At 32.9% G+C, this 19048-nt stretch carries 19 protein-coding genes; 12 read left to right on the top strand and 7 right to left on the bottom strand.

What is annotated here, in order from left to right:
- Positions 1-34: 34 nt before the first annotated feature.
- From KM029_RS10275 to KM029_RS10230, 10 genes are all read left to right on the top strand, one after another.
- The gene (locus tag KM029_RS10275; protein ID WP_144073210.1) at positions 35-484 is read left to right on the top strand and encodes a bactofilin family protein; all 450 of its coding nucleotides are present in this window, start codon (positions 35-37) and stop codon (positions 482-484) included.
- The gene (locus tag KM029_RS10270; protein WP_144073209.1) at positions 462-773 is read left to right on the top strand and encodes an AtpZ/AtpI family protein; all 312 of its coding nucleotides are present in this window, start codon (positions 462-464) and stop codon (positions 771-773) included. The genes KM029_RS10275 and KM029_RS10270 overlap by 23 nt, the downstream gene beginning before the upstream one ends.
- A gap of 76 nt (positions 774-849) precedes the next feature.
- Positions 850-1254 (top strand): hypothetical protein, encoded by a 405-nt coding sequence (locus tag KM029_RS10265; RefSeq protein ID WP_144073208.1) that lies wholly within the window; start codon positions 850-852, stop codon positions 1252-1254.
- Between the two features lie 10 nt (positions 1255-1264).
- Positions 1265-2320: a F0F1 ATP synthase subunit A gene (atpB, locus tag KM029_RS10260; protein WP_240050291.1), complete on the top strand. Its 1056-nt coding sequence runs from the start codon at positions 1265-1267 to the stop codon at positions 2318-2320.
- A gap of 134 nt (positions 2321-2454) precedes the next feature.
- Positions 2455-2706, top strand: a complete 252-nt coding sequence (gene atpE / locus KM029_RS10255) for an ATP synthase F0 subunit C (RefSeq protein WP_144073206.1) — start codon at positions 2455-2457, stop codon at positions 2704-2706.
- A 114-nt stretch (positions 2707-2820) separates the two neighbouring features.
- Positions 2821-3312: a F0F1 ATP synthase subunit B gene (atpF, locus tag KM029_RS10250; RefSeq protein WP_144073205.1), complete on the top strand. Its 492-nt coding sequence runs from the start codon at positions 2821-2823 to the stop codon at positions 3310-3312.
- Between the two features lie 51 nt (positions 3313-3363).
- The gene (atpH, locus tag KM029_RS10245; RefSeq protein WP_144073204.1) at positions 3364-3903 is read left to right on the top strand and encodes an ATP synthase F1 subunit delta; all 540 of its coding nucleotides are present in this window, start codon (positions 3364-3366) and stop codon (positions 3901-3903) included.
- A gap of 77 nt (positions 3904-3980) precedes the next feature.
- On the top strand, positions 3981-5561 hold the full coding sequence (gene atpA, locus KM029_RS10240; protein ID WP_144073203.1) for a F0F1 ATP synthase subunit alpha: 1581 nt from the start codon (positions 3981-3983) through the stop codon (positions 5559-5561).
- A 77-nt stretch (positions 5562-5638) separates the two neighbouring features.
- A complete protein-coding gene (gene atpG, locus KM029_RS10235; RefSeq protein WP_144073202.1) occupies positions 5639-6532 on the top strand; it encodes an ATP synthase F1 subunit gamma in 894 nt (297 codons plus the stop codon).
- Positions 6533-6697: 165 nt separating this feature from the next.
- Positions 6698-7078: a hypothetical protein gene (locus KM029_RS10230; protein WP_144073201.1), complete on the top strand. Its 381-nt coding sequence runs from the start codon at positions 6698-6700 to the stop codon at positions 7076-7078.
- Between the two features lie 59 nt (positions 7079-7137).
- Here KM029_RS10230 and KM029_RS10225 read toward each other — a convergent pair whose 3' ends face one another.
- The 5 genes from KM029_RS10225 to KM029_RS10205 all read right to left on the bottom strand — a co-directional run bounded on the left by KM029_RS10225 (position 7138) and on the right by KM029_RS10205 (position 12856).
- Positions 7138-8439, bottom strand: a complete 1302-nt coding sequence (locus KM029_RS10225; protein ID WP_144073200.1) for a Na+/H+ antiporter NhaC family protein — start codon at positions 8437-8439, stop codon at positions 7138-7140.
- A 230-nt stretch (positions 8440-8669) separates the two neighbouring features.
- Positions 8670-9659: an aspartate-semialdehyde dehydrogenase gene (locus KM029_RS10220; protein WP_144073199.1), complete on the bottom strand. Its 990-nt coding sequence runs from the start codon at positions 9657-9659 to the stop codon at positions 8670-8672.
- 191 nt (positions 9660-9850) lie between these two features.
- Entirely contained in the window at positions 9851-10456 is a 606-nt protein-coding gene (locus KM029_RS10215) for a sigma-70 family RNA polymerase sigma factor (protein WP_144073198.1), read from the bottom strand.
- On the bottom strand, positions 10447-11565 hold the full coding sequence (locus KM029_RS10210; protein WP_144073197.1) for a glycosyltransferase: 1119 nt from the start codon (positions 11563-11565) through the stop codon (positions 10447-10449). Before KM029_RS10210 ends, KM029_RS10215 begins: the two co-directional genes overlap by 10 nt.
- 7 nt (positions 11566-11572) lie before the next feature.
- Complete coding sequence (locus tag KM029_RS10205) at positions 11573-12856, bottom strand: asparagine synthetase B (protein WP_144073196.1); 1284 nt, start codon at positions 12854-12856, stop codon at positions 11573-11575.
- Positions 12857-13120: 264 nt separating this feature from the next.
- Here KM029_RS10205 and KM029_RS10200 point away from each other — a divergent pair, with 264 nt between their 5' ends.
- Together KM029_RS10200 and KM029_RS10195 are read left to right on the top strand one after the other, a co-directional pair.
- The gene (locus KM029_RS10200; RefSeq protein ID WP_144073195.1) at positions 13121-13969 is read left to right on the top strand and encodes a PorV/PorQ family protein; all 849 of its coding nucleotides are present in this window, start codon (positions 13121-13123) and stop codon (positions 13967-13969) included.
- Positions 13966-15975 (top strand): hypothetical protein, encoded by a 2010-nt coding sequence (locus tag KM029_RS10195; protein WP_144073194.1) that lies wholly within the window; start codon positions 13966-13968, stop codon positions 15973-15975. The genes KM029_RS10200 and KM029_RS10195 overlap by 4 nt, the downstream gene beginning before the upstream one ends.
- 57 nt (positions 15976-16032) lie before the next feature.
- Here the strand turns inward: KM029_RS10195 and KM029_RS10190 are convergent, their stop codons facing one another.
- A complete protein-coding gene (locus tag KM029_RS10190; protein WP_144073193.1) occupies positions 16033-16992 on the bottom strand; it encodes an acetyl-CoA carboxylase carboxyltransferase subunit alpha in 960 nt (319 codons plus the stop codon).
- A gap of 201 nt (positions 16993-17193) precedes the next feature.
- The gene (locus tag KM029_RS10185) at positions 17194-18903 is read right to left on the bottom strand and encodes a Na/Pi cotransporter family protein (RefSeq protein WP_144073192.1); all 1710 of its coding nucleotides are present in this window, start codon (positions 18901-18903) and stop codon (positions 17194-17196) included.
- Positions 18904-19048: the final 145 nt, after the last annotated feature.

Raw genomic sequence — 19048 nt, 5'->3', positions numbered from 1 at the left:
ACTACTATAACGATATAAATTAAATTTAGAAACTATGGGTTTATTTGGAAATAACGAAGATAAAATTGCTCCAACACAGCAACCAAGTAATGTAACCAATAATACTATTGGACAAGGAACTACATTAAAAGGTGACGTTGAGACGCATGGTATTTTAAGAATGGATGGTAAGTTAATTGGTAACTTACACTGTCATTCTAAATTGTTTTTAGGAAGTGAAGGACAAGTAGAGGGTGATATCTTTGCTCAAAATGCTGAGATTGAGGGTGAGATTCATGGAAAAATAGAAGTTGCAGAAAATTTAGTTTTAAGAGCATCTGCTGTTATTCATGGTGATATTATTACTAAAAAGCTTACAATTGATCCAGGAGCAATCTTTAATGGTCAATGTCATATGGGCGAATCTAGACCTTTGTTAGCAACTTCAGAGAATTCTTCAGAAGCTGAAAAGGTAGAAGATAATGAAACAACAGAAGCACAATAAATCTGAATTTTCAGAAAAAGCGTCAAAAGCCGCAAAAAAGTATTCAACTTTTTTGAAATATTCTTCTGTGAGTACTGAAATGATAGTCACATTATTGGTTTGTGCCTACATTGGAAAGTACCTTGATGAGTACTTGAAAACCAATGGTCCTTATTTTACTATTGGTTTTCTTTTGTTTGGAGTTTTTGCTTCATTATTCATCCTTATCAATGGGTTGCGGAAAATTTCGCGAAAAAAAGAGCAGAATATTAAAAAAAAAGGTAAAGATGACGGTTTTTATGAAAAATGATTAAAACATGCTTTGCGTTTAAAAGCTATTACATTATGTTTGCAATCGATTCGGCTGATTGGGCTGAAAAAAATATATGCAACGAAGTTTACGAGCACGTTTCTATATAGGTCTATTAAAAATATCAATGCTGTTTTCAGTAGGTGTATGGATAATAGAGTTAATGGGGTTAGATTTAGGCCGCTTTATTTATATTGAAATTGTATTCAATGCATTTTTAGCGGTAATGTCGTATGAGATTACATGTTTAGGAGCCTTATCTGGTGATGGGGAAATTTTTCATGGATTTTATGTGGCAACGGTTTTTATAAGGGTTTTACTATCTTTAACCGTTTTTACTTTGTTTTTTATTTTTGCAGACGCAGACAAACACGAGAAATTAGCTTTCATATTAAGTTTCTTCTTTTTTTATTTTGCGTATACAATATTTGAGATTGTATGTCTCTTTCCTAAATTGCAGGGTAAATCAGGTAATGAGTGATTTTATAATAATGAAAAGTATTTTTTATTCTTTTTACAGACGCTTAGCATTGCTAGCAGTGCTTTTTTCAGCACTTTCAACACAAACATTACTTGCGAGTGATGGTCATGGTGAATCTAAAGAGATTCATATCAAAGAGTATAATCCAGTAGAGACGATTTTACATCACGTTAAAGACGAACATAATTGGACGTTTGCAACAGTAGCTGATGATCATGGTCACGAACATCATTATGGTATTACGTTACCCGTAATATTATATGTACCTGGGCAAGGTGTTGATGTATTTGCGTCAAGCGAATTTTATCATCACAAACCTGTAAAAGGTAAGTATGCTACTTATGAAATGCATCACGAGCATATTTCTAGAGTTGATGAGGGAAAAGTTTATGATTTCTCATTAACAAAGAATGCAGCTTCGACAGGAATGTCAGCAATTATTCTAATTTTATTGTTTAGTGCAATATCAAAAGGATATAAGAAAAATGCTGGTAAAGCACCAAGTGGAGTTCAATCATTTTTCGAACCTCTTATTGTTTATATGAGAGACGAGGTGATTAAACCTAACTTAGGAAGTAAAACAGAGAAGTTTATGCCTTATTTACTGACACTGTTCTTCTTTATCCTTATTAATAACCTTATGGGGTTATTACCAGGTGGAGCAAACTCTTCAGGAAATATATCATTTACAATGATTATGGCAGTAATCACATTATTAGTTACTAATCTAAGTGCTAATAAGAACTATTGGAGCCATATTTTTGCAACTCCAGGCGTTCCAGTATGGTTATTACCGATTATGATTCCAGTCGAACTTATTGGTATTTTTACTAAACCTATTGCCTTAATGCTTCGTTTGTTCGCGAACATTACTGGTGGACATATTGTATTATTATCATTTATGTCATTGGTGTTTATTTTGGAAGCAGCATGGGTTGGAGGTGTAGCCTCTTTCATCATCATTCCATTATATTTTATGGAAATATTTGTAGCTGTATTACAAGCATATATTTTCACAATGCTTTCTGCATTATTTATTAGTTCAGCAGTTGCTGAACATCACTAGGAATTACTAAACTAGCTGTATTTGAGTTAATTAACTCGAATTTTGGTGATGTAATCAATAAAATGAATGATATTCGCGCTAAGCGAAAGCTTCATATACGTTTCTTTTTTAAAACTATTTAAACAAAATTTCAAATGTCATTACTTTCAATTTTACTAGAAGTAAGTGGTAACGTAGGTCAATTAGGTGCTGCGATTGGTGCAGGTCTTGCAGTATTTGGTGCAGGTCTTGGTATTGGTAAGATTGGTGGTAGCGCAGTAGAAGCTATCGCTCGTCAACCAGAAATCGCTGGTAACTTACAAACTACAATGATTATCGCAGCAGCCTTGATTGAAGGTGTTGCACTTTTCGCAGTAGTAGTATGTCTATTGATCGGTTTAGGTTAATCCCTAACTGAAGAAACATTTTGTTTGGATATCCATCGCTTAAGGGGTTTGCCCGGCGATGGGTATCTTCCAACAAAGAAACGTCAGAACGCACAACGCAAAATATAATCGAAGATGGATATAATAACTCCAGGTATAGGCCTTATATTTTGGAACACTTTATTCTTTTTAGTAGTGTTCTTAATTATTGGAAAGAAAATCGTTCCGATAATTTCTAAGGCACTTAAGGATAGAGAAGATTCTATTGATAGCGCGCTTAAGAGTGCGGAACAAGCTAAAGCTGATATTGAACAACTTAAGGCTGATAACGAGAAGATGAAAGATGCTGCTCGTGCTGAAAGAGAAGAAATTATCAATGCGGCTAAAGTTAGAGCTGATGAAATGGTAAATGAAGCAAGTGATGCTGCTAAAGCAGAAGCTTCAAGAATCATGACTGAAGCTAAAGCTTCTATCGAGGCAGAAAAAAGAGACGCGTTAGCAAACATCAAAGGTGTTGTAGCAGAACTTTCACTAGAAATAGCTGAAAAAGTAGTTCGTAAGCAACTATCTAATGATACCGCACAACAAGAACTTGTAAAAGAGTTAGTTGAAAGCGCTAAGATCTAAGTTTAATAAGATACACACGTGAGTTGAACTCACTGTACATAAATCATAACCATGAGTGCAGAATCTAGAGTAGCATCTCGATATGCAAAAGCATTTGTATCGGTAGCATTACAGGGACAAGATCAAGACAAATTGTATGAAGATGCAAATTTAGTTTTGGATACTATCAACGGTAGTAGAGATTTAGCAAATGCGCTAAATAGCCCTATTATTAAAGCCGATAAAAAAGCAGCTATCCTTAAAGAGATTTTTTCAGCAAAGGTAAGTGAACTGACACAGAAGTTATTCAACTTAGTTGTTGACAAGAATAGAACTTCAGCGTTAAAACAGATTATGCAATCTATTTTAGCTGAATTTGATCTTGTAAAAAATATCCAAAGAGCTACTGTAGTAACTTCTTCACCTTTAGCAGCTGATTCAAAAGCATTGTTACTTGATAAAGTAACAAAATCTACAGGTAAAAAAGTTGAGCTAGAAGAAAAAGTTGATTCTAGTCTCATTGGTGGTTACATCCTTACTGTTGGCGATATGCAATTGGATTGCTCTGTTAAAACACAGTTGCAACAATTGAAAGTAGCTTTTAGTAATTAGAAAAACTTAAGTATCCTTTAGAAGTTTAGGATACTTTTTTTAGTAAAGAATAGTCAAAATTCAAATCCAGATACAAAATGGCTCAAGTTAGACCAGATGAAGTGTCTGCGATCCTGAAAGAACAGCTTACAGGTTTTAAAGCTTCTTCTGATTTAGAAGAAGTGGGAACTGTTTTAGAAGTAGGTGATGGTGTTGCTCGTATTTATGGCTTGCTTAATGCTGAAGCTGGCGAGTTAATCGAGTTCGAGTCAGGTGTCGTAGGTATGGTATTGAACCTCGAAGAAGATAATGTAGGTGCCGTAATTATGGGTAAATACACAGATATCAAAGAGGGTGATACAGTAAAACGTACAAGACGTATTGCATCTATTAATGTAGGTGAAGGTATGTTTGGACGTGTTATCGATGCTTTAGGTAATCCTATTGATGGCAAAGGTCCTATCCAAGGTGAGACTTATGAAATGCCTATCGAGCGTAAAGCTCCAGGTGTATTGTACCGTCAGCCAGTAGATGAACCAATGCAAACAGGTATCAAGTCTATTGACTCTATGACACCTATTGGACGTGGCCAACGTGAATTAATCATTGGGGACCGTCAAACAGGTAAAACAGCAGTTTGTCTTGATGCAATCATCAACCAAAAAGAGTTCTTCGATAAAGGAGAACCTGTATACTGTATTTATGTAGCTATTGGTCAAAAAGCATCAACAGTTTCATCTCTTGTTCAAGCTTTAGAAAAAGCTGGAGCAATGGAATATACAGTAGTTGTTGCGGCTAACGCATCAGACCCAGCTCCAATGCAATACTTTGCTCCTTTTGCAGGTGCTGCTATTGGTGAGTTCATTCGTGATACTGGACGTCCTGCTTTAGCTGTTTATGATGACCTTTCTAAGCAAGCAGTTGCTTATCGTGAGGTGTCATTACTTCTTCGTCGTCCTCCAGGACGTGAAGCATATCCTGGTGATGTATTCTATCTTCACTCTCGTTTATTAGAGCGTGCTGCAAGAGTAAACACATCAGACGAAATTGCAAAAAATATGAACGACCTTCCTGAGTCGATCAAGCATTTGGTAAAAGGTGGTGGATCTTTAACTGCCCTTCCAATTATTGAAACTCAGTCTGGTGATGTATCAGCATATATTCCTACAAACGTGATCTCTATTACAGATGGTCAGGTATTCTTAGAAACTAACTTATTCAATGCAGGTATTCGTCCAGCAATGAACGTTGGTATCTCAGTTTCACGTGTAGGTGGTAACGCTCAAATTAAACCAATGAAGAAAGTATCTGGTTCTTTAAAACTAGATCTAGCTCAATTCCGTGAATTAGAGGCTTTCGCTAAATTTGGTTCTGATTTAGATGCAGCAACTAAATTGACAATCGACCGTGGTCGTAAGAACACTGAAATTCTAAAACAATTCCAGTTTAACCCTTACACTGTTGAGAAGCAAGTTGCTATCATTTGGGCAGGTACAAATGGTATTTTAGATCCAGTTGCTGAAACAAAAGTAAAAGCTTTTGAATTTGAATATTTAGACGTTTTAGAAACTAAGTATTCAGAAACAATGCAAGCAATTGCTTCAGGCAAATGGGGTGATGAACAAATTGCTGTTCTACGTAAAGTAGGAGAGGAAATTGCTCAAAACCACAAGGGATAATTATAATAGAAATTAGCAACAGATATATTATATAAATATATTCTGTTGCTAATTCACTTTTTATTACTCAGAAGAAAATGGCTAGTCTTAAAGAAGTAAAAGAGAGGATCACCTCTGTTAACTCAACGCAGCAGATTACGAAAGCAATGAAAATGGTTTCGGCTGCAAAAATGCGTAGAGCTCAAGACCGTGTAATAGGTATGCGACCTTATGCTAATAAGCTTGAGGCTATACTTGATAACGTTACAGCGGCTCTTGGTAACGACTTTTCTAGCCCATTCGTTGAGGCACATGATGAAGTGAAAAGCGTTCTTGTAATTGCGGTTACTTCCGATCGTGGTTTAGCTGGAGCTTTTAACTCAAACATTACAAAAGAAGCTACTCGTTTAATCAAAGAAGAATATTCTTCTCTAGATAAGGCAGGTAGAGTAGAAGTATTAGCAATTGGATCTAAAGGTCAAGATTACTTCAAAAGAAGAGATTTTGAATTGAATAGTGACTTTGTTGACTTCTTCCATAATGTAACATTTGAAGAAGCTAGAAAATCAGCTGAATATGCTATGGATGGCTACATTTCAGGAAAGTTTGATAAGGTAATAATGGTATATAACGAATTTAAAAATGTGGCAACACAAATTGTTCGTTCTAAGCAATTTTTACCTTTCTCTTTAGACGTTGTAACGGAATCAGATGGTAGCAACCAAGAGGCTGACTACATTTTTGAACCAGATAAAGAAGAAATTCTATCTGAATTGATCCCTAAAACTTTAAAGATCAACTTCTATACACACTTGCTTGATTCGAATGCGGCTGAACATGGTGCTCGTATGACAGCAATGGATAAAGCGACAGAAAACGCAGGTGAATTACTAAATGCATTGAAACTAGATTATAACAGATCTCGTCAAGCTGCAATTACTAATGAAATCCTTGAAATTGTTGGTGGTGCGGAAGCATTAGCAGGAAAATAATATAGAACTGTATTTTACAGTAAAATTGATCTCAATCTTTTTAATAGGTTGAGATTTTTTTTGTTTATACTTATTATGTTTTCAAAATCTCTATTGGCTTAGTTTCTGTATTTATGTTTTTACTTAAATAGTAAAAAATCTTTACCTACATAACTAATGAACATAATGCAAAAAGTAGCCTTTGGAGTATTGTGTTTCTTCTTTACAAGTATTAGTATAAACTTTATTGACGAAACTACCACCGTTAAAGCTAGTAATAGTATAGTAACAATTAGATCTTCTCCTGAAATTAATGGAGGAACTGTTATTTTTAAATGGGATATCCTAGACAATGAGAAATATTTAAACCCAGTTGAAGTTGTATTTGATGGTGAGAAATATTCATATCGAGGAGCGGGTACTGAGACAATAAAAAATTTATCTAATGGGACTTATAAAGTAGAAATTACTTTACTAGATCAAGAAAATGAAATGAATTGTAATTCATATACAAAAGAGATTAAAATTCATGAAGGAGAAATTATCAATATAAATTTATCTTTATAAAAAAATCCCTATTATTAGATACTATTCTGATAATAGGGATTTTTATATTGTTTTAAAAATTAATTACTAATTCCTTTATCTCTTTTCATTAGAAATATATATGCTAAAGCACATATTCCTAAGATAAATGGGTAATATAAATATTGTATAATTCCTAAAGGAGTAATGACTTTTGCAACACCTACAGCTACTAAAATTTGAGCTCCGTAAGGGATTAAACCTTGTGTAAAACAAGAAAATGTATCGAGTATACTTGCAGCTCTTTTGGGTTCTATTTTATATTTAGTACTAATCTCTTTAGCAATAGGACCCCCGATTATAATTGCAATTGTATTATTAGCAGTACACATGTCAATTAGTATAATCAATAGTGCAATACCTAATTCTCCACCTCTTTCATTTTTTATACGTTTAGTGATTGAATATATTACATAATCAATACCACCGTTAAAATGAGTAAGAGCTACTACACCTCCAATCATAAGGCATAATATTATAGTATCTGCCATACTTAAAAAGCCATCTGATGTAGCAGCAATAAGTCCCCATATATCAAAACTTCCTAAGTAAATACCTATAACTCCAGATAAAAGAGTTCCGACTATTAATACTATAAAAACATTCAAGCCGGCAAGGGCAGCTATTAACACAACTATATAGGGTAATACTTTAATAAAAGAATATTCATAAGTACCAGATAAATCTAATGAAATATCACTTGTAGTTACTAAGTAAATAGCTATTGTGATTAATGCTGCAGGAAGTGCAATTTTAATATTTGCTCTAAACTTATCTTTCATTTCAGCACCTTGAGTTCGTGCAGCTGCAATGGTAGTGTCAGAAATCATTGATAGGTTATCACCAAACATAGCACCACCTATAACAGCACCTAAGCCTATCCCAACAGGCATACCAGTTTTTTCGGCAATGTTTACAGCAATTGGAGCAATAGCTACAATTGTTCCTACAGATGTACCTACTGATATAGAAATAAAACAAGCGATGACAAATAGACCAGCAATAAGAATATTACTTGGTAAAAAGGTTAAACCAAGATTTACTGTAGAATCTATGGCTCCCATTGTGTTACTAACTTTACCAAAAGCTCCAGCAAGAAGAAATATTAAAGTCATCATCATAATATCAGAATGCCCCATACCTTTAGCATAGATATTAATTTTTTCTTTAATAGATACTTTCGTATTCATTGCAACTGCAACTATTGATGCTAATAGGAAAGCAACTGTTGCAGGCATTTTGTAAAAATCACCTGTAATGATTGAGATTGCTAAATAACTTACTAAAAAAGTTAATAAGGGTATTAATGCAAAGGGATTTCCTTTTTTTATATTTTGTTCCAATTTTGAAATTATTTATAGATTAAAACTTGGTGTAGCAATTTTTTATAATAGAATCACGAAGCTACAAAAGAATCGTTATATGATTGACAAACAGTAGTTAATTTGATGAGAATGATAAATTGTTATATGTCTTTTTAAAATTCCTCAACTTTCTTTAACAAAAAAAGACTGAAATAATACTTCTGTATTATTTCAGTCTTTTTGAAAATCTATTAATTAATAGGATGTGCTTATACTAAACCGCTTGCTACTAGGTATTCAGCAATTTGAACAGTATTTGTAGCAGCACCTTTACGTAGGTTGTCTGCAACAATCCACATGTTTACTGTTTTCTCTTGTGTTTCATCACGACGGATACGACCTACAAAAGTCTCATCTCTGTTATGTGATGTAAGAGGCATAGGATAGACATTATTTAAAGGATCGTCTTGAACAATGATTCCTTCAGAATCTGCTAAGATCTGACGTAATTCAGCTTCATCAAATTCTTTTTCAAATTCAATGTTTACTGATTCAGAGTGACCGCCTACAGTAGGAATACGAACCGTAGTAGCAGTTACTTTAACAGTGTCATCCTCTAAAATTTTCTTTGTTTCATTAATCATCTTCATCTCTTCTTTTGTATATCCATTATCTTGGAATACGTCGATATGAGGAAGAACATTTAAATCAATTTGATGAGGGTAAACCATATTTGCTTCTTTACCTGCTCTTTCATCAAATAATTGATCAACAGCAGCTTTACCTGAACCAGTAACTGATTGATAAGTAGAAACAACGATTCTTTTAATTGTATATTTTTCGTGCAAAGGACCAATTGCTACAATCATTTGAATTGTAGAACAGTTTGGGTTTGCAATAATTTTATCTTCTTTAGTAAGAGATTTAGCATTTACTTCAGGAACGATCAATTTTTTAGAAGGATCCATTCTCCAAGCTGATGAATTATCAATTACTGTACTACCAGCTTCTGCAAATTTAGGAGCATATTCTAATGAAGTACCACCACCTGCTGAGAAAATAGCAATGTCTGGTTTTTGCTCAATTGCTTGTTCTGGTGTAACAACTGTGTATTCTTTTCCTTTGTAAGAGAATTTTTTACCTGCAGATCTTGGAGATGCAACTAATAATAATTCATCAAAGTGAAAATTTCTTTCATCTAATACTTTTAGAATTTGTTCGCCTACAAGACCTGTGGCGCCTACTATTGCTAATTTCATGTTGTGATAGTTGGTTTGTTTGAATAACCGCTAAGGTCAAAATGATGACCTCTAATAGACTACAATGTAAATGTAGAAAATCTATTTTTAATATATTATTATTAAAACTGATTTATACAAAAATAACACAATGTGTTATAAAAAAAACAGCATTGCGTTTTTTATACATCAATGCTGTTCTTTATACTTGCTTAAAGTACGTTTTTACTATTCTTTGCCAAATCATACAGCAACTCTCTAGCTCTGTGTAATTGTGCTTTAATTGTACCTAGAGGTGCTTCAAGTTCAGCAGCAATTTCATCGTAAGATTTTTCTTCAAAATACCTGAGTTTTACTAAACGTTGATATTTAGGAGGAAGCAAACTTACAAATTCATGTACAATTTGAATTTTCTGTGCTTTAATAGCCTCTTCATGAGGTGTTAAACCAGAATCTTGAATATTCATACTCATTGTGTCGCCATCTTTATTAGTGATTTCGGCATCAATAGAGTAAGTCTCTAATTTTTTCTTTCTAATAAAATCGATCGCATTATTAGACGCAATTCTAAATAACCACGTACTGAATGTGTAATCTTTTTTAAATTTTGATAGATTTTTAAAGGCTTTAGCGAAGGCCTCGATTGTTAAGTCTTCTGCATCATCTACATTTCTAACCATTTTTAAAATTGTATGATATACAGATTTACGATAACGTCCCATAAGCTTTGCGTAAGCTTGTTCGTTACCTTCAATCGCTTCGTCTATTAAGTCAAAATCTTCAAGCGCTTTTTGGGAAAACTGTCTGTCTAAATCCATGTTTTTCGCTTTGAGATCACAGAGGATACTCCAATTATAATTTGATATGCAATAAGCATAATGTCCAAAATCGGTACTTTCCACCACTTAATTTTTTCTCCTAAAACAGCAGAAAACTTTTTGAAACATATAATTACTAACATTATACGTATCAAGAATAGTATTGAGAGGTGTATTAAATTTGTTACCTCAAGTGGTAACAATAGTAAATATATAAAATATACTGCTATGTGAGAAGTGCTAAGTGTACCTAATATCAATTTATTTGAAAATTTATAATGATATCCGGCACTTAAATGTCTCGTTTTTTGCCTAAACCACTCTTTCCAAGTAATTGGAGGCTTAGAGTAAGTTATCGCTTTTTTTGAGAAATAACTTATTGTACGCTCTTTTTTTGCTACCTGATTTACAAAGAGGTCGTCATCTCCACTTAAAATAGTTTTATGTTGCTCAAATCCATCTGCAGATTTCCAAAGTTGTTTTGTATAAGCAATATTTCTGCCTACACCCATGTAGTTAACGCCTACATTGGAAAGTGATGTATACAATAAAGCTGTATGAAGTGTTTCAAATTGTGTAAATACTTCTACATTACTTTTATCATTACATGTATATAAACCTACTCCTAGTATCAAATCAGATGATATAAATTGACTTGACATCTCTTGAATCCACAAAGAAGAGGAAGGATAACAATCTGCATCAGTAAATAATAAATACTTGTTGCTCGCTGATTCGATTCCTTTTGTTAGAGCATTTTTTTTTGGACTATTGTTATGAGGAAGGGTATCAATATTTATTTTTTTTATGGACGGATATTTTAAAGCAAAACCATCTATAATTTTTTCAGTATTGTCAGATGATCTATCATTTATTACAATTATTTCATAATCATGATATTTTTGAAGAACTAATGCCTTTAAAAGTTTAGGAAGTGAATTTTCTTCATTTCTAGCAGCAATTATTACACTGACAGGTTTTTGAAAAGATTTAATTTTTACCTTTTTTTTCCACAAGTTTAATGGAGTAATTATTCCCCAAAAAAGTAATTGAGGAACGCAGAAAAGAAAATAAAGAATAGTCAAAAAATCTGTAGTCGAAAAATACATGTTTTGATCAGGTCTTTTGCTTTTTCTTTTTAGCAGCAGGAAATAGAATATTATTTAAAATAAGTCTATACCCTGGTGAGTTTGGATGGAGGTTTAAATCAGTAGGTTCTTCGCCTACTAAATGTTGATAATCTTCTGGATCATGTCCTCCATAAAACGTCCATGTTCCTTTACCATAAGAGCCATGAATATATCTTACTTCATTTGCTTCACTTGTTTCGCCAAGTACAATTACATCAGATTTAACTAACTGTTTTTTAAAAGCAGTTGTTTGCCCCATAAACCCTTTAATATTCTGTTCATGATTTTGAGAAAGCATTGTTGGAATAGGGTCCCACTTTGCAGAAAATGAGAATAGTTTGAAATAATCATTACCTTCTGTCAGTCCTCTTTCATAATATTGATTGTCGATATTCGAGTATTCATATTTGTAAGGATCCATATAAAGTTTAAAATCTTTAAAGGCAAACGTTTGGCTGTAATCAAGTTTTGATTGTGCACTAGGGTCTGCAGGATCTCCATCATACATAAAATCACAAATATCTACACCATCTGCAGATAAAGCAATATCATAAGTATCTGTTGCAGAGCACATAGCAAATAGAAATCCTCCACCAGCTGTAAACTCTCTGATTTTTTTAGCAACAGCTAGTTTTAACTCAGATACTTTATTAAAGCCATGTTTTTTTGCTGACGCCTCGAATTTCTTCTGGTTATCAATATACCATTTTTGTCTACCGTAGGCTCTAAAGAACTTACCATATTGACCTGTGAAATCTTCATGATGTAAGTGTAACCAATCATATTTTGGCAATAGTTCAGCAATTACTTCATCATCAAAAACAACATCATATGGTATCTCAGCATAAGTCAAAACTAAAGTTACAGCATCATCCCAAGGCATTTTAGCAGGTGGAGAGTATACTGCAATTTTAGGAGGGACATCCAAACGCATAATATCCATATTTGCTTCTGGGTGTTCAATTTCTCTTTTTATCTGAACAACTTGGGCATCAGAAATAACTTCATAACTTACCCCTCTCACAACCATTTCATTTTCGAAACTTTGTGCATATTTAAAGAGAAAGCTTCCTCCTCTATAATTTAAGAGCCACTCTGCTTCTACATCTTTTTGTAAAACCCAATAAGTAATCCCGTATGCTTTTAGGTGATTTGTTTGTGTTTTATCCATAGGTACGAGTATATAATTTGCATAGCTGGAAAAACTATATACTACTAACAATAAGGTGAATAAAAATGGTTTGAATATATTCTTAGTGTCTTTCTTCATGAACTGTAAAAAGAAATCGTTTTTATACTTTTCGAGTAATTGATGGTATTATCAGTAATACCATCATAATTATAAATATATATAATTTATGGATGGTAAACTGCTCATATTTCAATTCTTTTATTGATTAATGCTTTTCAAAGTGCTTAAATATTACTTTTACCCTATGTTATTTAAGCCTAAATCAGTAGTTTAGAGTTGATAATGCTTAACGAAATAAATTATCACTAATTATTAACTAACGATTTCTTTTCGATTCATACTATGATTTTTCTTAAAGCAAGATGCTGTTTTTTAGTCTTTTGTCTTTTGCTATTTTCTAATGTACAAGCACAAGACCCATATTCTACGAGTACTTTATTCTATTTTGGAGCTTCCTCTATGGCAATGGGAAATGCTTCTATGTTTACAGCAGATACATGGTCTTCTATAAATGCGATTGGTCGAACTAGTCAATTAGAAAACACAAGTGTTGCTATTGGGCATAATTATACTTTCCAAGAATTATCACTTTCTACAGGTGGAGTTGCTGTTGTTTTTCCTTTAAAACAATTTGCTCTTTCTGCTTCTTTTCTACGCTTTGGTGATGAGGTAATGTCTGAACAAGATATAAATGTTGGTATTGGGCATCAAATAGGTATTGTTGAAATGGGGATAGCAACTTCATGGAGACAAATTGGTGGTAATTACTTAAATCATTTATCAGCCATACTAATTCACTATCATTTGATCGCTCATTTATCAGATTATTTTTCCATTGGATTGAATCTTAAAAATATAGGTCAAAATAATTATAAAACAGGAGAGTTTGGAGCTGATATTTCTTCTTTATTTGCTTTAGGTTTTGAATATAAAGTTGATGATGAATTACGCTTTGTAACTGAAATAAACAAATTAAAGTATAACAACTTAAGTTATAAACTTGGGTTAGAATATTCCTTACATGAATCAATTATTTTAAGAGGAGGTACAGCATTATATCCTGTAGATATCTATTTAGGATCAACCATAATATATAAATATTGGGCTTTTGATTATGCATTCGCTACTGATGATGTTTTTGGGTGGTCACATCAATTTTCTTTAGAGTATACAATTGCAAAAAGAAAATGAGATATCTTTTATTAGTAGTATTGCTTTTTTTATTTAAAAATGGAATACTAGCTCAAAGTAAATCGATAACAGATTTAGAGCTACTAAATTTAGTATTTGAAGATCAAGAACTTGATGATTTTTCTAAAGAAGAAATTGATTATTGGGTATCTCTTTTTCATCATCCCAAAAACTTGAACAGAATTAAATTATGGGAATTACAAGAGCAATTTAGTTTGACGTATTTAGAAGTTGAAAGCTTTAAAGAGTATAAAGATGAACATGGATATTTTAGTAGTACAAGTGAGTTACAACGTATTGATGGCTGGGATAAAAGAACAATAAAAAGAGTAAAAGCAGGTACTTTCGTCATTCAGTCTACATTGAAACCTTTTAAAACAAGATTGAATAACCCCGATATTAATTATTTGATAGTAAATAGTTCTACTAGTTTACCATTGAGTAAAGGGTTTTCACAATCAATTTATAAGGGTATTCCAATTGGTTTTCAAACTAGATTTAGGTGGGCAAAAAAACAAGATTACTCATTTTCTTTAACTCTTGATCAAGATAAAGGCGAACCATGGAATTGGGAACCAAAAAATCTGCAATATGGAATTGATCATATTTCTGCAAATGCTTCGATATATAATAGGGGTGCTTTTAAGAAAATAATGATTGGTGATTATCAAATGATGTCTGGACAAGGTTTAGTATTTGGTGGAGGCTATTTCTTAGGGAAAGGAGGTGATCCTATTTTGAATGTAGCAAGAGTGAATGATGGTATTCGACCATATACCTCAGTTTCAGAAAGTGGTTTTATGAGAGGAGTAGCTACAGAACTCACTTTTGGAAATAAAATGAGTGTAACCGTTTTGTATTCTAATAAAGGTATAAATATAAATCAAATTGATAGTCTAAAACGTTTTTCTACGATAACAAATTTTAGGAATGATAGCGAAATCGAAAAGAAAGGTGGAAGCCGAGTAGCTGTTTTAGGATCAAGGTTAGCATATAATCACCATAATCTAAATATTGGAGTAAATGTTGGCTTCATAAATTTTGATGATCGGATTACACCTGCCATTAGAACAGACTCAATGTCAATTTTTAAGGGTGATCAATTACTTAATTATAGTTTCGATACGAGGTATCACTGGCAAAATATTAGTGTTTTTAGTGAGTTTGCTTTTTCATATTCTAATGGGAATGCGTTTAATCTAGGAGCTTTTATTGGTTTAGCCAAAGGCATTGATTGGGTTTTACAGTTTAGAAATTACGCTTCTAATTATATTAGTTATTATGGACACGCATTATCAGAAAATGGACACCCAAATAATGAAAGAGGGTTTTATACTGGTTTTAGGTGGCATAGAAATAAACAGTTTAATTTTGCCGCTTATATAGATTTATTTTCATCACCAACAGCTAAATATAGACAAGATGCAGGAAATGAAGGTTATGAATTTAGATTAAACTCATCGTATAAATTTAATAAAAGTACTGTTTTAACGTTGAAGTATAGTTTTAAGCAAATAGCTAATTACCAACTATTGAATAGGTACAATAAAGTAAGTGATTATGTTGAAGAGCAATGGACAAAAGTAGCAAGTATCTTAAAATTAACAATTAATGAACGTTTATTAGTAAGTCCTCGATTACAAGTGACGAAGTATTTTTTAGAAAATGATTCATGGGGGTATTTATTAGCACAAGATATGGTTTATAAGTTTAATAATAAATTACAGTTATCGTCTAGAATAGCAATATTTAATGCTACTCATTATGAAAACAGACATTATGCTTATGAAAGAAATGTTCAGTATTCTTTCTCTTTTCCTGCGTATTATGGAGAAGGATGGAAAACATATCTACTTGCGAAATACAAATTTGGGTACGGAAATAGTTTGTCAGGAAGGTGGGGATATACTTCTTTTGAAGATAGGTCTACAATAAGTTCAGGATGGAATTTAGTGCCATCACGATATAAACATGATTTAGTGCTACAATTAAAGTTGAGGTTATAAAAAAGGCATGTAATCTAAATAAAGATCACATGCCTTAATATATATCAGAGTAAAATTTTACTCATTAAAAACACCCATGTTAGAGAATTTCTCAATTCTTCTATTTTTTAACGTAAGTGTGTCTAAAGCTTCTAATTCAGCTACTTCAGAAAGAATTGTTTCTTTCATTATTTTGAACATCTCTTGAGGGTTTGTATGTGCACCTCCAAGTGGTTCAGGAATAATTTTATCAATTAACCCAAAAGATTTCATGTCTTTTGCAGTTAATTTAAGAGCTTCAGCTGCTTGTTCTTTGTAATCCCAACTTCTCCATAAAATTGAAGAGCAAGATTCTGGAGAGATTACAGAATACCATGTGTTTTCAAGCATCATTACAGAATCACCGATAGCAATTCCAAGTGCTCCACCTGATGCTCCTTCTCCAATAACGATACAGATAACAGGTACAGTTAACTTGAACATTTCTTTCAAGTTTTTTGCAATAGCTTCTGCTTGCCCTCTTTCTTCTGCCTCAATACCTGGGAATGCACCCGGAGTATCGATAAAAGTAATCACAGGCTTTCTGAATTTTTCAGCTAGGTGCATTAAGCGAAGTGCTTTTCTGTAACCTTCTGGGTTAGCCATACCGAAGTTACGCATTTGACGTTGCTTCGTATTTCTACCTTTTTGTTGGCCAATCAGCATAAATGATTTGCCTCCAATATTACCGAAACCACCAACCATTGCTTTATCGTCACCAAATGCTCTATCACCGTGAAGTTCAATAAAGTCATCTGTAATCTGATAGATATAATCTAAAGTATATGGTCTATCTGCATGACGAGACAGTTGTACTCTTTGCCAACGTGTAAGATTTTCAAAAGTACTTACTTTCAACTGAGTAATTTTCTCCTCAAGTTCTTTTATAGCTGCACTTACATCAACATTGTTTTTAGATGCAAGATCTCTCATGTCTTCAAGTTTCGCTTCGAGTTCAGCGATTGGTTTCTCGAAATCTAGCAGTGTATTTTGGTCCATTGCTGCGAAAATAAGGTGTTAAATTTAATTTAGAAAACAGCTCAATATACTTCTATTTTGAGAAATATTTTCTAAACAATTACTATTAAGATGGCAAACATACACAATATTCGCCGTATTGAAATATCAAAAGCGTTAAATCACTAAAAAAAAGCCTCAACTAGTAGTAGAAGAGGCTTAATTTCAGTGATTTATATTTTTTTAGTCAACCACACCTGCAAAGGCTTCTGATATATTCAGAATGTGATCACCAATTCTTTCTAAAGAAGAAAGCAAATCGTTGTATGCTAACATTGTTCCTGTAGAAGCATCATCGCTATCCGAACGTTCAAGGTGCTTTCTACGCAACTCTTTACGTTTTTGGTTTACTGCTTTTTCAGCAATAATAGCAGCTTCTAAGTCAATATTATCAGACTCAATATTTTTCATCATTGTATTGAAGGCGTTTTCAACAACGTCTAGGAACTCATCAAGATCTTTTTGTTGTTCTTTTGTGAGCCATATCTTTTCGTCGTAACGCTTTTCAATAGTAAATGTGATTCCTTTATAAATATCCCCAATGCGTTCAATTTCATGAGCAGCTCTCATTAGGTTATTTACTTCATCAATTTGAGAAGAAGACAATAGTTGATCTCTAGCAATTTTAGATAAGAATATACTTACCTCTTGCTCCATTCTATCTGTATTTTCTTCTACTTTTCTAAGTTTAGAAATGTATTGCTTTCTAACTTTTTTATTTTCAATACTAGTACCAAATAAGCTTTTTGATGTATTAATTTGTTTTGCAATAATCTTAGAGAAGCGTTTTATTTCATTTTTAGCTTGCTCAACTCCTGCTTCGTTGGCAATTGGTCTACCGTCAGAAATAAACTCAAGACTATAATCATCTTGATCTTCTTTCTCTGGAACCATTTTAATTACAATATCTCTGATAGAACCAATAAAGAAGATCATTACTGATGTATTGATGATATTGAATGAGGTATGGAATATTGATAAGGCAATAGGAACTGCCGTTGCGTCTAGGGTAATAGCACCATCAGGAGCAATTGTAGCACCTAAATCTGTGTAATTTGCTACATAGTATTTAACAGCTTCTAAGAAGAATGGATAAATTAATAACATCCATATAACTCCCGTTACGTTAAATATTAAATGGGCTCTTGCAGATCGTTTTGCATTTGTATTACCAACCATTGCAGCAAGGTTTGCTGTGATAGTAGTACCAATGTTTTCACCAAGTACCATTGCAGCTGCAATATCAAATGGAATTACACCTTGGTTACAAAGTACCAATGTAAGTGCCATTGCAGCACTAGACGATTGAACAATGATTGTAATTAATGTACCTACTATTACAAATGCAGCAGGAGCAAAAATACCAAGATTTTGGAACGATTCTAAGAATGATAATTGATCGTGACTTAATGTTGGAACAGAATTTTTTAATGCTTCTAGTCCAATAAATAAGATAGCGAATCCAATTAAAGTATTTCCCCAGTCTTTTGTTTTCTTAGAGTTTGAAAACATCATTGGGAAGGCTACAGCGATAATTGGCATTGCTAATTTTGCCATTTTCACCTTAAAGCCTAAAATTGAGATAATCCAAGCAGTTACTGTAGTACCAACATTGGCACCCATAATAACACCAATAGATTGCGTTAAGTTTAACAATCCTGCGTTTACAAAACTTACTACCATTACAGTAGTTGCCGAAGAAGATTGTATGATTGTAGTTATCAAGAAGCCGGTAAAAACTCCTGCGAACTTATTCGAAGTCATGGCAGAGAGAATTCCTCTCATTTTGTCTCCCGCAACATTCTGAATACCTTCACTCATTACCTTCATCCCGTAGATGAAAAGACCAAGTGAACCTATAAGTTCTAGTAACTGAAATATTCCAAATTCCATATCTTAAGAAAATACTACAAATTCAAAAAAGAATTATAATTTTTGAAGTTGCAAAGTAACTTAATTCATTACTAATAAAAGCTGATTATTATTAATTTAATAATTTGTTAATCTAACTTATATATGATAATGATCAAGAAGGCTT

The sequence above is a fragment of the Flammeovirga kamogawensis genome, assembly GCF_018736065.1.
Lineage (GTDB): Bacteria > Bacteroidota > Bacteroidia > Cytophagales > Flammeovirgaceae > Flammeovirga > Flammeovirga kamogawensis.
This window is presented reverse-complemented; position numbering and strand designations above follow the sequence as displayed.

What these genes read in the sequence shown, in the direction of transcription:
- KM029_RS10275 (WP_144073210.1), top strand. Translation starts at nt 35, where the DNA reads ATGGGTTTATTTGGAAATAACGAAGATAAAATTGCTCCAACACAGCAA.
- KM029_RS10270 (WP_144073209.1), top strand. Translation starts at nt 462, where the DNA reads ATGAAACAACAGAAGCACAATAAATCTGAATTTTCAGAAAAAGCGTCA.
- KM029_RS10265 (WP_144073208.1), top strand. Translation starts at nt 850, where the DNA reads ATGCAACGAAGTTTACGAGCACGTTTCTATATAGGTCTATTAAAAATA.
- atpB (WP_240050291.1), top strand. Translation starts at nt 1,265, where the DNA reads ATGAAAAGTATTTTTTATTCTTTTTACAGACGCTTAGCATTGCTAGCA.
- atpE (WP_144073206.1), top strand. Translation starts at nt 2,455, where the DNA reads ATGTCATTACTTTCAATTTTACTAGAAGTAAGTGGTAACGTAGGTCAA.
- atpF (WP_144073205.1), top strand. Translation starts at nt 2,821, where the DNA reads ATGGATATAATAACTCCAGGTATAGGCCTTATATTTTGGAACACTTTA.
- atpH (WP_144073204.1), top strand. Translation starts at nt 3,364, where the DNA reads ATGAGTGCAGAATCTAGAGTAGCATCTCGATATGCAAAAGCATTTGTA.
- atpA (WP_144073203.1), top strand. Translation starts at nt 3,981, where the DNA reads ATGGCTCAAGTTAGACCAGATGAAGTGTCTGCGATCCTGAAAGAACAG.
- atpG (WP_144073202.1), top strand. Translation starts at nt 5,639, where the DNA reads ATGGCTAGTCTTAAAGAAGTAAAAGAGAGGATCACCTCTGTTAACTCA.
- KM029_RS10230 (WP_144073201.1), top strand. Translation starts at nt 6,698, where the DNA reads ATGCAAAAAGTAGCCTTTGGAGTATTGTGTTTCTTCTTTACAAGTATT.
- KM029_RS10220 (WP_144073199.1), bottom strand. Translation starts at nt 9,659, where the DNA reads ATGAAATTAGCAATAGTAGGCGCCACAGGTCTTGTAGGCGAACAAATT.
- KM029_RS10215 (WP_144073198.1), bottom strand. Translation starts at nt 10,456, where the DNA reads ATGGATTTAGACAGACAGTTTTCCCAAAAAGCGCTTGAAGATTTTGAC.
- KM029_RS10210 (WP_144073197.1), bottom strand. Translation starts at nt 11,565, where the DNA reads ATGTATTTTTCGACTACAGATTTTTTGACTATTCTTTATTTTCTTTTC.
- KM029_RS10205 (WP_144073196.1), bottom strand. Translation starts at nt 12,856, where the DNA reads ATGAAGAAAGACACTAAGAATATATTCAAACCATTTTTATTCACCTTA.
- KM029_RS10200 (WP_144073195.1), top strand. Translation starts at nt 13,121, where the DNA reads ATGATTTTTCTTAAAGCAAGATGCTGTTTTTTAGTCTTTTGTCTTTTG.
- KM029_RS10195 (WP_144073194.1), top strand. Translation starts at nt 13,966, where the DNA reads ATGAGATATCTTTTATTAGTAGTATTGCTTTTTTTATTTAAAAATGGA.
- KM029_RS10190 (WP_144073193.1), bottom strand. Translation starts at nt 16,992, where the DNA reads ATGGACCAAAATACACTGCTAGATTTCGAGAAACCAATCGCTGAACTC.
- KM029_RS10185 (WP_144073192.1), bottom strand. Translation starts at nt 18,903, where the DNA reads ATGGAATTTGGAATATTTCAGTTACTAGAACTTATAGGTTCACTTGGT.